We start from the raw sequence: 12505 nt of genomic DNA, 5'->3' as shown, positions 1-12505 counted from the left end.
GGGATTCACGATGTTGAAAGATAAAATACAGCAACTTGCGGAGGTTTTCTTCGAGGAGACGGTCAGTATCAGAAGGCATCTGCATAAATTTCCGGAGCTTTCGTTTGAAGAATACCAAACAGCAGCTTTTGTGAAGCAAAAGTTGGACGATCTAGGGATTCCCTATGAGAGCATGGCCGGCACAGGTGTTGTGGCGCTGATTCATGGCGACAAGCCCACAGGAAAAGTATTAGCGCTACGTGCAGATATGGATGCCTTGCCCATTCAAGAAGTGGAAGGGCGTAGTTATGGATCGCAAAATAGTGGCGTAATGCATGCCTGCGGGCATGATGTACACACCTCATCCCTGCTTGGTGTTGCGGCTATTTTGCAATCGCTGAAAGCGGATTTTGGCGGTACTGTAAAGCTTATTTTTCAACCAGGAGAGGAGCGTCTTCCCGGTGGTGCATCCCTAATGATTAAAGAGGGTGTATTGCAAAACCCTACTCCTGTAGGGATCATCGGTCAGCATGTTATGCCACCGATCGACGCGGGTAAAGTGGGCTTTCGCGCTGGCAAATACATGGCCTCCTGCGATGAGCTTTTCATGACCGTCACGGGGCGTGGAGGGCATGGCGCGCATCCACACCAAAATATAGATCCAATAGCTATCACTGCGCAGATCATAACGGCATTACAGCAGATTGTTAGCCGAAACGCTGACCCCAGAACGCCAACGGTGCTCTCTTGGGGTAAGATAGTGGGTAATGGTGCTACCAATGTGATTCCCGATTCAGTATATCTCGAAGGTACTTTTCGTACTTTTGATGAGCGTTGGCGTGCAGATGCGCATGAACGCATGGTGAAGATGGCTGTCGGCATTGCGGAAAGCATGGGGGCTACCTGCGATTTTGAAGTGCGCAAAGGCTATCCATTTTTAATCAATGAAGCACAGATAACCGAATCATCCAGAGCATATGCGGTGGAATATCTTGGAGCGGACAATGTTGTGGAGCTCGACGTATGGCCTGCAGCAGAAGATTTCTCTTACTACTCTCAAGAAATTAACGCTTGTTTCTATCGCTTAGGAACTGGTAATAAAGCGGCGGGCATTACCTCCGCCGTGCATACACCAACCTTCGACATCGATGAAAAAGCCCTGAAAACAAGTATTGGCCTCATGGCCTACATGACGCTCAAGCAGCTCGGCGCATAATCGTGCATGGAGCGCACACTATCATCCATAAATTAGATTGCAGTACCAATGTCCTCGCACCATATTGTTAGAGAAAATCAAGAGCCAGCATTGATCATACTTTCCGCGGATGCGCTGGACAGCGAAAACTTAGGCCAACTGTTGGAATGGAGTCCAACGATACTGACTGACGACTATCATATCGACTTTTTGCTCGCTCAAGGAATCAAGGTGGACGTGGTTCTTACGAAACAGGATACCCAATACGACCAAGAGCAAATCAAGCGTGTCGCGCTTAAGCAACAGGCCTTGGACGAAGCCCTAGAATACCTTATCGAACAGCAATACAAGGCCGTAAATGTAGCTTGTGATAGCCTTTCGGCTAATTTCAGCCATTATGCATCGGCGATCAACATCGTTGTGTTTGTGGCAGGAAAGCGGATCGTATTTGTGCGACAATCGTTCGAAAAGTGGAAAGCAAAAGGCGAGCGTATTTATGTAGATGAAACGCAACTTAAATCACTCGTTGGTTTGCGGAAAGTAACCGAAAACGTGTTCGAAACAGAGCAGGAAGGTTTTTTTTATCTTGGATTTAATACGGATGAATTTGTTGCCGTGGGAGAGCGCCTCTAATGGAGATCGTAGAAGCCGGTGAAAAGGATCGCGCGGTTATAGAAGACCTCGCACAGCGCAGTTGGCGCGCTGGATACGCCGGCGTATTGTTATCTGATCAAATAGCATTTATGCTGGATAAAATGTATAGCCCGGAAGGCTTATTGGAGGCTATGCATGAAGGTTGTATGTTTTTTCTTGCGCTAGAAGATGGTAATCCTGTCGGGTTTATCGGACTTAAAAGAAAGCTGCCGGCTATCTTGCGGATAGAAAAAATATATCTCCTGCCGGAAGCCCAAGGCCGGGGATACGGAAAGGTTCTACTTGATTTTGCACTAGAAGAAGCAAAGCGAACAGAGCTTCACACCTTAGAGCTCAATGTTAACCGTAACAACAAGGCCTATTACTTTTATATCAAACAGGATTTTGAGGTTGTTGAGGAAGTCGATATCCCTTATTATCATTTTATCTTGGACGACTACGTCATGCAGAAATCTGTTTTGTAGTTCTTAATAAAAAAAGCAGGTTTAACCTGCTTTTTTTATTGTAGTTTCTCTACACGTGTGGGTGTCTGCAATCCCTTGACAATTCCCTCTACGCCTTTGGCAATTCCTTCAATGCTCGCTTTTATATTGTTGACATCCAGTGTTTCCACTTCGTCCTTTACGGTGTGGTAATAGCTATCATTGTCAATCTGCGAGGTCGAAAAAGTGTGTGCGGGCACGCCCAGCGCTGCGAGCACCGCATTGTCGCTACGATAGAACAGGTTTTGTTGCGGATAAGGATCTGGATGAAAGGTGAAGGCTGTTCCTTTTACATTTTCCTGCATCAGTTTTGCCAAATTGGAATTATCATAGCCCGTCACATAAAGACTGTTAGGGCCGAACTTTGAATCTTTACCTATCATCTCGATATTGACCATCGCTACAACCTTATCTGCATCGATCTTATTGGAGAAGTATTTGGAACCGAACATACCAATTTCTTCTGCTGTAAAGGCGACAAAGATCAGTGTACGTTCATTGATATCTGCTTTCTTGAAATATTTAGCTAGCGCAATCATGGCTGTTGTTCCGGAGGCGTCGTCATCGGCGCCATTGGCAATGGAATCTTGTCCTACGGCATCCAAGATGCCAATGTGGTCATAGTGTCCCGAGAAGATGACGAATTCGTCCGCTTTCGATTTTCCGGGGATAACGGCGGCGACATTAAACAACGGAAAATCCTGTCTTGTCGTCGTCGCTGCGATCTGAAAGCTTTGCACGGCCCCGCTTTTTAATAGAAAAACCTTGCTTGGTCCGTCATCTGTTTTTTCTTGTTTGGGCACTACATTCTCTCGGTTGAAAATCTTCTTAAATCGAGCAAGCATAGGTGCAAATGAAGGATCTACCCATACGATAGCATTATTGGGATTTTCGCGTACGATTGTTCTAAATCGCTGAGAAAAATCCTCTCCCGCTTTGATCTCGATGTTCTCCACCTTCGATTGCTTGTCCCAAGAGAGGCTGCTCGCATTATTGAGCACAATAAAGTCGTCTTCTTGTAGCGCATTTCCATTCACTTGAACGGTTTGCTTGCCATTGATTACCTTCGTCACCATGAAGCTCTGTCGGTAGTTTTCCTCGGCATAGGGCTTAAGACCTGCCTGTCGGAATTCCGAAGCGATGAAGTCTGCTGCGCGTGCAATATCCGCACTTAAAGAAGCCCGTCCACGCATGTCATCGGCGGCCAAGGTTTCGACAATACGTTGTACATCGGTGTAGTCGGCAACCTGTGCGTTTGCCGAAGGCAAAAAAGAAGCACCCATTAGGGATACCAAGAGTGTATATTGACGAAATTTTCCGATCATCTGTTGTTTTTAAACGTTCTGTAATTTTTATTTGGCAATCATGCAGAAAGCGAACTCCCTATTTTTAAAAATAGTATATTTGGATAAAAGTATAAAAAAATATGAAAGAAGTTACAGTCCAAGAATTGAAAGACATGCTGGATCGCAATGACGAATTTCAATTGATAGATGTCCGCGAACCCTTCGAATATGAAGTATCGAACCTAAACGGGGTAAATATCCCCTTGGCTGGCATTGTTATCGAAGCCGATAAGATTGATCGGGACAAGCCGGTTATCATCCAATGTAGAAGTGGTAAGCGCAGTGCCCAAGCGGTCATGCTTTTAGAGCAACAGGGTTTTGACAACTTGGCCAACCTGAAAGGTGGTATCTTAGCTTGGAAAGAAGAAATTGATCCTGAGCTTGACGTATATTAGTCATGATCTATAAAGTTTAGCAGAGGAAGCCAAAAGGCTTCCTTTTTCGTTTTAATGAAAAGCAATATTCCTCACTAAAGTCATTGCATTTTAGCGCTTTTTTTACTTGTTCCAAAACAAAACGGCGTTTCAAACGTAAAAAAGGTAAATGTTTTATGCTCGGGCCAAAGACGGCCAGATCCAGCACAAAGTTTCTTAAATTTATTTCGTTAAAAAACCAAACATAAACACATAAACAGCGATGTTATGGCGACAGCAAACAATACCTTTTTTGAAAGTGTACAGCGCAATTTTGATAAGGCGGCTAAATTAACGCGATTCGACAAAGGGATCCTAGATCAAATCAAAGCGTGCAATTCCATTCTACGCGTAAAATTTCCCGTAAGAATAGGCGAGAAAATTGAAGTTATAGAAGCCTATAGGGTTCAACATTCCCATCACAAATTACCTTGTAAAGGGGGGATTCGCTTTAGTATGGAGGTGGATCAAGAAGAGGTTATGGCCTTGGCAGCATTGATGACCTACAAGTGTGCGATTGTAAATGTGCCTTTTGGTGGGGGCAAGGGCGGTATCAAGATCGACTCGAAGAAGTATTCGGTGTTTGAGCTGGAGAAAATTACCCGACGTTACACCTCGGAACTTTGCAAAAAGAACTTTATTGGGCCGGCAATAGACGTTCCAGCGCCAGATTACGGGACTGGAGCACGCGAAATGAGCTGGATTATGGATACCTATTCATCCCTCAACCCGGGAGAGATCAATGCGCAGGCCTGCGTAACGGGAAAGCCTATTTCGCAAGGCGGTGTGCGCGGACGTACAGAAGCAACGGGCCTCGGTGTTTTCTTTGGTGTGCGCGAAGCCTGCTCTTTTGAAGAGGATATGGCAAAGCTAGGCCTGAGTACAGGTATCGCTGGCAAACGAGTGATCGTTCAGGGCTTGGGCAATGTAGGTTACCATACGGCAAAATATTTCCAGGAGGCTGGCGCCAAGCTTGTCGGTCTGATCGAGTATGATGGAGCGATCTATAACGAGGACGGTCTAGATCTGAATGCCGTGCAGGCGCATCGTCAAAGTACGGGCGGGATCTTAAACTTTCCGGGGGCGGTGAACTTCTCTGATCCTGCAGAAGGCTTGGAGCAGGCTTGTGATATTTTGATCCCCGCCGCCTTGGAAAGTGTGATCCATAAAGAAAATGCCGGTCGTATACAAGCAAAGATCGTGGGAGAGGCTGCTAACGGCCCATTGACCTCCGAAGCGGATGAGATTTTGGCTGAGCGTGGTGTGTTGGTCATCCCAGATGTGTACTTGAACGCCGGCGGGGTGACGGTATCCTATTTTGAGTGGTTGAAGAATTTGAGCCGTGTGCGTTACGGACGCTTAGAGAAACGGTTCAGCGACGATATGTACAAAGAGCTTATCGATATTATTGAGTCGATGACTGGCAAACGGGTGTCAGATCTTGAACGGAAGACCATCCTTCGTGGGCCTGACGAGATAGACTTGGTACACTCGGGACTCGAAGATACGATGATAGGATCCTACCGGGAGATCAGGGATATTTACCAGTCTTTGGAGGGAGCGGGCGATCTGCGTACGGCGGCATTCATCTGTGCGATAAACAAAATCGGTGTGTCCTACGAAGAATTGGGCATCTTTCCATAAGTCGATTTTTTGTGATCGAAAGTATAACGATAACGCTGCCCGCTCTGTTTCTTACAGAACCATGAGCGGGCAGCGCTATTTTTAGGATGATTTCCGTATTTTTACCCCATGCGGAATTTAGCTCATCAAACCAAGCAGGCATTTTATTTCAGTCTGGGATTTTATTTCTTGGCTATTGTGATGAAGTTGCTGCACTTTTCCTTTGCGGATATACTGGTCAGTATAGCTCTGCTGCTATCTTTGCTGTGGACCGTACTGGTTCTTCGGGAGCTGATGCTCTCCAGGAAATTATCGAACACCGAGCGTCTGTTGTTAATTATTTTTATCATCTTTGGCAATATCATAGCTGGGATCGTCTATTTTTTCTTTATCCGGGAGAAGGTAGTGGTCTCTACAGGTAAATAATATCCATGACAAAATTTTTCATTTTAAACGTCGTTCTCAATTTCGCCATCGCCTTTTTGGTATATAGCGGGATTATGTCCTTCCAGTCAGGAAACCACCTTTTTCTGTTTGTTTCGATTGCTGTGCTGGTAGTTTTGGTGTACCTGAAAGTGGTTTTGTTGAAAATTGTCAAGAAGAATGCCGCTAAAAAAGCCGAAGACGCGTTAGCGGAGAAGAGCAAAAAAAAAGGAGCTAAATAATAGCTCCTCGTTATTTTATCCCTTTATTATTTTACGAATGGTGGTTTGCGAACTACCGCTTTGATTGGCTGATTGCGGATACTGACAAAAATTTCAGTGCCTTCTTTCGCAAATGCGCTATCTACATAGCCAAGTCCTATCGATTTTTTCAAGGTAGGCGATTGCGTTCCTGAAGTCACCCGACCGATTTTCTTGCCTTCGGCATCGACGATCTCATAATCGTGACGTGGAATACCACGGTCGATCATCTCAAAACCAACCAATTTCTGTGCTACACCGCGTTCTTTCTCTGCTTTCAAGTTGGCACTGTTCACAAAATCCTTGGTAAATTTCGTTACCCAGCCCAAACCCGCCGAAAGCGGAGAGGTGCTGTCATCGATATCATTTCCGTATAGGCAAAATCCCATCTCCAAACGAAGGGTATCACGCGCACCCAATCCTATTGGTTTAATACCATATGCCGCTCCTGCTTCAAAAATAGCATCCCAAACCTTATGTGCATCTTCATTGGCTACATAGATCTCGAAACCACCAGCACCGGTGTAGCCTGTTGCTGATATCAAAACATTCGCGACGCCGGCAAAGGTTCCTTTCTCGAAGGTGTAATACGCCATTGGCGCCAACTCGATTTCGGTTAACGACTGTAGCGCTTCGGCAGCTTTTGGTCCTTGCACAGCAAATAGAGCCGTTTGGTCTGAAATGTTTTTCATCTCCACACCTTCGGTGTTGTATTTGCTGATCCAGTTCCAGTCTTTTTCGATGTTAGAGGCATTGACCACCAAAAAGTATGTATGTTCGTCGATGCGGTAGGTCAGGAAATCGTCCACGATGCCGCCGGTTTCGTTCGGGATATAAGCATACTGCACTTTTCCGTCATACAACTTAGACACATCATTGGATGATATTTTCTGAATTAGATCGATCGCTTTCTCCCCTTTCAGGATAAACTCACCCATATGGCTAACGTCGAAAACACCAACACCCGTGCGAACGGTTTGGTGTTCATCGTTTATTCCTGAATATTGAACAGGCATGTTGAAGCCTGCAAAAGGCACCATTTTAGCTCCAAGCTTGGCGTGGTGCTCGGAGAGCGCAGTGTTTTTAATCATAGCAATCTGATAAATTCATTTTTTTCAAAAATAGATAAAAAACACCATTTCTGCCGGATAATTACGTTTAGTTTGCATTTTACGCAATCGATTTATCGTGGAATCTTGACTTTGTAAACCTTGGATGCGGCGACGGCGGTATCCTCGTCTTCACACAGCAGAAACGTTAGGCTACGCTTATTTTTTTCGAATAAGCTTAGCCCTTCAAACTTATGTTTTTCCGACAGTATTTGGGTGTACTCCACTCGGCGTGTTTTTGGGTTGAGGCGACCGATTAGAGTTCCTTTAATTTCGCCATCGTGGTAGCTGGAATTGCTGTCTTCTGCGGCTGCAGTGAAGTACATGTTGCCATTCACAAGTGTGGCATCTGTAAAACCTGTTTCTACGCCTTGTAAAGGCGGCAGCTCAACGGCAAAATAGTCTTTCGGGCGGAAGGTGCCTTTCTCTAGAATGAATACCGCATTTTTTTTGCTCGGGCCATTTCCTCGATTGAACAACCATAATTCACTGCCCAAGGCTAGTGCGCCTTCGATGTTAAAGTCTTTTTCGGAAACATCGAACTGCTGCATCAGCTCTTGATAGACAGGCTTTAAATCTATGCTATCCTTACTATCCCGCTTGGGATCATAGATGATGAGGCTGTTTCTGCCTGCGCCAGATCCTGATCCGAAGATATAGAACATACCATCTATCGTTGTGATAGCCTCAAAGTCTGCTTTGTCCTTTTTGGGTACATTTTCAGCAATATCGCTCCAGATCAGCGTCTTTTTAGAAAGCTTTTGTTCGTTGATATCATAATTATACAGAAGCATACTGTTATCCGACACGATGCTGATGCGTTTATCTTGATAAACAAGACCAGACGCGGCGGCAATACCTTGTATGGTAAGTAGCACTTCAAGGGCTAGTTCTTTCATATCGCTATATTTAAGAGGTTTAGCACACGTAGAAACTCCGGTTGCAGAGGTGCTTGTATGTGTATGGGAGCGTTTGTTCTCGGATGAAGGAATTGCAGGGTTTGGGCATGCAACATCATGGTATCCATATCAAATCTGTCTTTCCACAGTTTATTCTGTTTGTTACATCCGTGTGGACGGTCGGCCAGAATGGGATGAAAGATATGAGCGAAATGCTTACGGATCTGGTGCATTCGCCCAGTTTCTGGATTGGCTTCTACCAGCGAGTAGCGGGAGGTGGTAAATTTGCCCAAGGGGAGGTCGATCTCTGTTCGAGACAGTGTTTTAAAATGCGTAACGGCATCTTGCAGCGCGCCGTTCTCTTTGCGCAAAGCATAATCTATCGTGCCTTGGTCTTCGGTAAACCCTCGAACCACAGCGAGATAGCTTTTTTGCATGACTTTATTGGCAAAGAGCTGCTGCGTGAGGGCATCCATTTCCTTGTTTAGAGAAAAGAGTAGTACACCTCCCGTTTTTCGGTCGAGCCGATGCGCGGGGTAAACGGTCTTTTGGATCTGGTTGCGCAAGATCTGCAATGCAAATTCTGAGGTATCTGCTGCGATGGAGGAACGGTGTACGAGCAAGCCATGAGGCTTGTTTACCGCAATAAGATCCTCGTCTTGGTAAAGAATGTCCAGCATTTATTTCGCTTTGATCATATCCACGATTTCTGATGCTTTCTCGTCTATTTTCGGACTTAGCCACACCGTCTTAAATGCGCCAACACCGAGGATTTGCTCTTCCTGTTCCCATCGAACTTTAGTCACCGAAAAAAGGTAGTAGTTTTTAACCGAGATGTGGTTTTTCATAAACTGATCGATCAGCGTATTACCGAAGAGTTGGACGCCAAAATCGACGACACTGCTATTTTTTGTACCGGCATGTTGCTTAAGTAGATCAATGGCCTTGGCACGAATCGTGGCCTCGTGCTGTTCTTGACTGGGGTTGGTAAAGAATGCCGCCAGCATCAATGCAATGATGCTCAGGGCAAAGATTCTCGTTTTGCTCATATCGCTACAAAAATACGATTTTACTTGAGCAAAGTGATGGAATCAAAATAAACCGATTACCCACTCGCCAAGGAGCCAAAGCACATAGAACATGAACACACATAGGAGTAAAAGTGATACAAAAATAAAGGCAAGCAGTTTTTTTGCGCTGCCTTGGTGTTTGCCGTCATAATGATAGGCTTTAAGCAGCTTAATATTCTTTTTATTGGCTTTGAAGAAGAAATCAAATACGTTTCCCAGCAGGGGGATGGCACCGATGCCGGCGTCGACGATCACATTTAGTAACATTTTCGTCGCGACTTTGGAGCTTACACCGTGGCGGTACATGATCAGCACCAGCAACAGTGCCGTCGCAAAGCTGATGCCTTGACCTACGATTGGGAATAGACCTAAGATCGGGTCTAGGCCGAATCGAAAACCACCGATGCTAAACTTACTATCCATAAGGGTGGAGACTCGCTCCACCCACCTGAATTCGTTATCCAATCGACTTTTTTCAAGTGCATCCATTGGTATGGTTTTATTATAATAGCTCGAAGACACCGTCTATGTTGCAGGTAAGCTTGATGGGGCGTACGCTGATGTCGAGGTCTTGCTCTATGCCGGCGCCATCCGCGGCTTCCATCTGCACTCTAGCCATGCTGTAAGCCCGGGGAGTAGGCATAATATCGTTCCATCCGAAAGAACTGTTGTCGTTGATACCCAATACTTTCCCAATCTTGTCTCCTGTTGCCGTGGCAATAATCTCCGCATTGGCGCGCGCATCTTGTACGGCAGCAACTTTGAGTTCCTTCTCAATTTGGCGTTTTTGCGAGTGGTCATATCCACTGATGGATGTGCTCTGTACCCCTTTAGCATCTACTTTATCCATCATGCTGTTCAAGCCGTTGAGATTGGTGATCTTCAACCGGTATTGTTTGGCCTGCAGCAGCTCGGAATTGCCCTTTTTCTTGGTTTCGGTGTTGTAACTATAGATATTTTGGATGGTGAAATCTTCTTTCTTCACACCGATGGAAAGAGCCGCATCGTGCAGTTGCTTTTCCAGTGTTTCAATATCTACTTTCTTTTTACTGTTTCCATCGACAAGATACTCACGCAGAGAAATGGACAAATAGACGATGTCTGGTGTTACTTCTCTTTCGGCATAGCCGCGTGTAGACACTTTTCTACTGAATTCATAGTTGCTTGTTTGCGCGGCGGCGCATGTGGCGATACAAACCGCTAATAATAGACCTGCAAATTTTTTCATGTTCTTTGTTTTATACTTCATACAAAAATGTATACGCTTTGTTTGACGAGGAAAAAATGTTTTCGTTTAAAATTTTAGAAGAAATAAAGGCACATTGAAAAATAATTTATACCTTTAGTTTTAATACAAAATAAAATTAAAATGCAAGAAGGCGTAGTAAAATTCTTTAATGAGACCAAAGGTTTCGGTTTCATCATTCCTAACTCTGGCGAGAGCGAGATCTTTGTTCACGTTTCAGGTTTAGTAGACAAAGTTCGTGAGAATGATCACGTATCATTCGAAATCGAGCAAGGCCGTAAAGGTCTTAATGCGGTAAATGTAAAGCTTATCTAAAATAGATTTCAAATATATTTATTGTGAAAAAGCCAGATTCTTAGAATCTGGCTTTTTTATTTTATGGGTTCGTGTTCGTGAACGGATTGTTTGGTGTTGGTGGGAAATTATTGAAAGTATCCCCTCCTTCAGCTTTTGGATCAGGACCGAATTCGTTTGGACCCACATCGCCTTCCTTGATCATCAGGTACAGGAAATACAGGTTTACCAGAGGAATGAACGCAAGCACGATGTACCAAGTCGGGTTGCTCGTGTCATGCAGGCGGCGCACCCCCACGGCCAAGTTTGGGATCAAAAGACCAAGCGATACAATACCAGCGACAAAATAAACAATTCCGGCTAGCGCACCGCTAATAAAAGATAGAATCACGGCGACGATGTTCAACGCCACTGAGATTAGGAAAACAAATAATACGAACGTCCAAAACTCTTTCCTTCTCGCCCGACCTTCAAAGTTCGCGTAGTTTTCTTTGACAGTTTTTAAAAACCACTCCATAGGTAAATTTTATTTTAGTTATGTGTAAAAAAATAATTGCGTTACTTCGGTATTTCAACGAAATAGCGTGCCAAAAGTTTGCGAAACTAAATTTTTATTGAAAAACTTCTTCTAAAATATCTAGGGAATGCACGCTTCCGAAGTTTTCTGTATGCAGCTTGTAGAATTCCAATGTTTTTTCCAAAAGATATTTACGTTCTTCTTTGGGCATTTTGATCTGCTGGGTTTCCTCAAAACCTGTTTTTAGCAGCCGTTCGAAGAGGGATGTATGAGGTTCTTGTAGAATATGGCTGTGGGCAGGCAAGCTGTTGCAGAAAACACCATCCAAAAGGTCGAAGTAGGGGAAGCTTTTATAAGCGTGGTGTGATGGGAGGAAGCCTAAAAAACGACTGAGTTTAATTAAAAAAAGTAAATGGAAATTTGCGAGACTACTTTGGCTGCTGTCCATCCAGAGGACAGCTTGTTGTATAAAGTGAAAAAGGTAAGGGTCAGGGGATTGTTGACGCAAGACCTTGTACAGAATTTCATCGATGAATAGGGCTAGCGATCTTTTGGTCAGATCGAAGGGGATTTCGCGCAACACGGGAAGCTGATGCACTTCTTTGATGCGCTGTAGCCCGCCACTGTCTTTATGGTATACCACCATGTCCAAAGGGTGCAAAGGCTGGAATAGGTTGGCGGCAATCTTGGCTTTCGGCTTTTTTGCTCCGTTGATCAGATAGGATTGCATACCGAAAGCTTCCGTAAACACATGGGCTACGATACTACTTTCCGAGTAGTTGGTTGTCTTTAAGGCTATTCCTTTCGTTTTATGGAGCATCTATCGATCGTGAAAGCACAAAGATACGAAGGTCGCGGGAAAGATTCGGCGTTCGCCGATGTGAATTGTGGAAAACTATTTGTGCGGTTGGTCGCTGTGACGGGGAGGAAAAAACAGTATTTTTGCTACTCTCAGCAAGGTGTTTCCTAAATTTTAAAAATTATTCTTTCCCTTG

Annotated in this window: 17 protein-coding genes; 8 read left to right on the top strand and 9 right to left on the bottom strand. The window is 44.6% G+C overall.

The window, feature by feature from the left end; genetic code table 11:
• The first annotated feature begins 10 nt into the window (after positions 1-10).
• The 3 genes from SCB77_RS11530 to SCB77_RS11520 are packed head-to-tail and all read left to right on the top strand — an operon-like array spanning position 11 to position 2292.
• Positions 11-1195, top strand: a complete 1185-nt coding sequence (locus SCB77_RS11530; protein ID WP_320186586.1) for a M20 metallopeptidase family protein — start codon at positions 11-13, stop codon at positions 1193-1195.
• Positions 1196-1243: 48 nt separating this feature from the next.
• Positions 1244-1807 (top strand): thiamine diphosphokinase, encoded by a 564-nt coding sequence (locus SCB77_RS11525; RefSeq protein ID WP_320186585.1) that lies wholly within the window; start codon positions 1244-1246, stop codon positions 1805-1807.
• Positions 1807-2292 (top strand): GNAT family N-acetyltransferase, encoded by a 486-nt coding sequence (locus tag SCB77_RS11520; RefSeq protein WP_320186584.1) that lies wholly within the window; start codon positions 1807-1809, stop codon positions 2290-2292. Before SCB77_RS11525 ends, SCB77_RS11520 begins: the two co-directional genes overlap by 1 nt.
• A 35-nt stretch (positions 2293-2327) precedes the next feature.
• Here the strand turns inward: SCB77_RS11520 and SCB77_RS11515 are convergent, their stop codons facing one another.
• Positions 2328-3635: a M20/M25/M40 family metallo-hydrolase gene (locus tag SCB77_RS11515; protein WP_320186583.1), complete on the bottom strand. Its 1308-nt coding sequence runs from the start codon at positions 3633-3635 to the stop codon at positions 2328-2330.
• Between the two features lie 101 nt (positions 3636-3736).
• Here SCB77_RS11515 and SCB77_RS11510 point away from each other — a divergent pair, with 101 nt between their 5' ends.
• The 4 genes from SCB77_RS11510 (at position 3737) to SCB77_RS11495 (ending at position 6357) form a co-directional block, all read left to right on the top strand.
• Positions 3737-4051 carry a rhodanese-like domain-containing protein gene (locus tag SCB77_RS11510; RefSeq protein ID WP_320186582.1) on the top strand — a complete coding sequence of 105 codons (315 nt, stop codon included), beginning with the start codon at positions 3737-3739 and terminating at the stop codon, positions 4049-4051.
• A 246-nt stretch (positions 4052-4297) separates the two neighbouring features.
• Complete coding sequence (locus tag SCB77_RS11505) at positions 4298-5713, top strand: Glu/Leu/Phe/Val family dehydrogenase (protein ID WP_320186581.1); 1416 nt, start codon at positions 4298-4300, stop codon at positions 5711-5713.
• 108 nt (positions 5714-5821) lie between these two features.
• Positions 5822-6118 (top strand): hypothetical protein, encoded by a 297-nt coding sequence (locus tag SCB77_RS11500; protein WP_320186580.1) that lies wholly within the window; start codon positions 5822-5824, stop codon positions 6116-6118.
• Positions 6119-6123: 5 nt separating this feature from the next.
• Complete coding sequence (locus tag SCB77_RS11495) at positions 6124-6357, top strand: DUF6358 family protein (RefSeq protein ID WP_320186579.1); 234 nt, start codon at positions 6124-6126, stop codon at positions 6355-6357.
• A 26-nt stretch (positions 6358-6383) separates the two neighbouring features.
• On the opposite strand, the gene gcvT is transcribed toward SCB77_RS11495, so the two are convergent.
• From gcvT to SCB77_RS11465, 6 genes are all read right to left on the bottom strand, one after another.
• The gene (gene gcvT / locus SCB77_RS11490; protein ID WP_320186617.1) at positions 6384-7463 is read right to left on the bottom strand and encodes a glycine cleavage system aminomethyltransferase GcvT; all 1080 of its coding nucleotides are present in this window, start codon (positions 7461-7463) and stop codon (positions 6384-6386) included.
• 95 nt (positions 7464-7558) lie between these two features.
• Positions 7559-8383, bottom strand: coding sequence for a DUF6929 family protein (locus tag SCB77_RS11485; protein ID WP_320186578.1), 825 nt, complete (start codon positions 8381-8383; stop codon positions 7559-7561).
• On the bottom strand, positions 8380-9063 hold the full coding sequence (locus SCB77_RS11480; protein ID WP_320186577.1) for a pseudouridine synthase: 684 nt from the start codon (positions 9061-9063) through the stop codon (positions 8380-8382). Before SCB77_RS11480 ends, SCB77_RS11485 begins: the two co-directional genes overlap by 4 nt.
• A complete protein-coding gene (locus SCB77_RS11475; protein WP_320186576.1) occupies positions 9064-9432 on the bottom strand; it encodes a DUF4359 domain-containing protein in 369 nt (122 codons plus the stop codon). It lies immediately after the preceding gene.
• 42 nt (positions 9433-9474) lie between these two features.
• Positions 9475-9942, bottom strand: a complete 468-nt coding sequence (locus SCB77_RS11470; protein ID WP_320186575.1) for a DUF4112 domain-containing protein — start codon at positions 9940-9942, stop codon at positions 9475-9477.
• Positions 9943-9955: 13 nt separating this feature from the next.
• Positions 9956-10681, bottom strand: a complete 726-nt coding sequence (locus SCB77_RS11465) for an SIMPL domain-containing protein (RefSeq protein ID WP_320186574.1) — start codon at positions 10679-10681, stop codon at positions 9956-9958.
• 141 nt (positions 10682-10822) lie between these two features.
• On the opposite strand from SCB77_RS11465, the gene SCB77_RS11460 reads away from it, so the two are divergent.
• The gene (locus SCB77_RS11460; RefSeq protein WP_037497624.1) at positions 10823-11014 is read left to right on the top strand and encodes a cold-shock protein; all 192 of its coding nucleotides are present in this window, start codon (positions 10823-10825) and stop codon (positions 11012-11014) included.
• Between the two features lie 61 nt (positions 11015-11075).
• Here SCB77_RS11460 and SCB77_RS11455 read toward each other — a convergent pair whose 3' ends face one another.
• Both SCB77_RS11455 and recO read right to left on the bottom strand, forming a co-directional pair.
• The gene (locus SCB77_RS11455) at positions 11076-11510 is read right to left on the bottom strand and encodes a DUF805 domain-containing protein (RefSeq protein WP_320186573.1); all 435 of its coding nucleotides are present in this window, start codon (positions 11508-11510) and stop codon (positions 11076-11078) included.
• Between the two features lie 94 nt (positions 11511-11604).
• Positions 11605-12330, bottom strand: coding sequence for a DNA repair protein RecO (recO, locus tag SCB77_RS11450; protein ID WP_320186572.1), 726 nt, complete (start codon positions 12328-12330; stop codon positions 11605-11607).
• Between the last annotated feature and the right edge of the window lie 175 nt (positions 12331-12505).

Source organism: Sphingobacterium bambusae (assembly GCF_033955345.1).
In the GTDB taxonomy this organism is placed as follows: Bacteria; Bacteroidota; Bacteroidia; order Sphingobacteriales; family Sphingobacteriaceae; genus Sphingobacterium; species Sphingobacterium bambusae.
The sequence above is the reverse complement of the archived record's forward strand: the minus strand, read 5'-3'. Positions and strand labels throughout refer to the sequence as shown.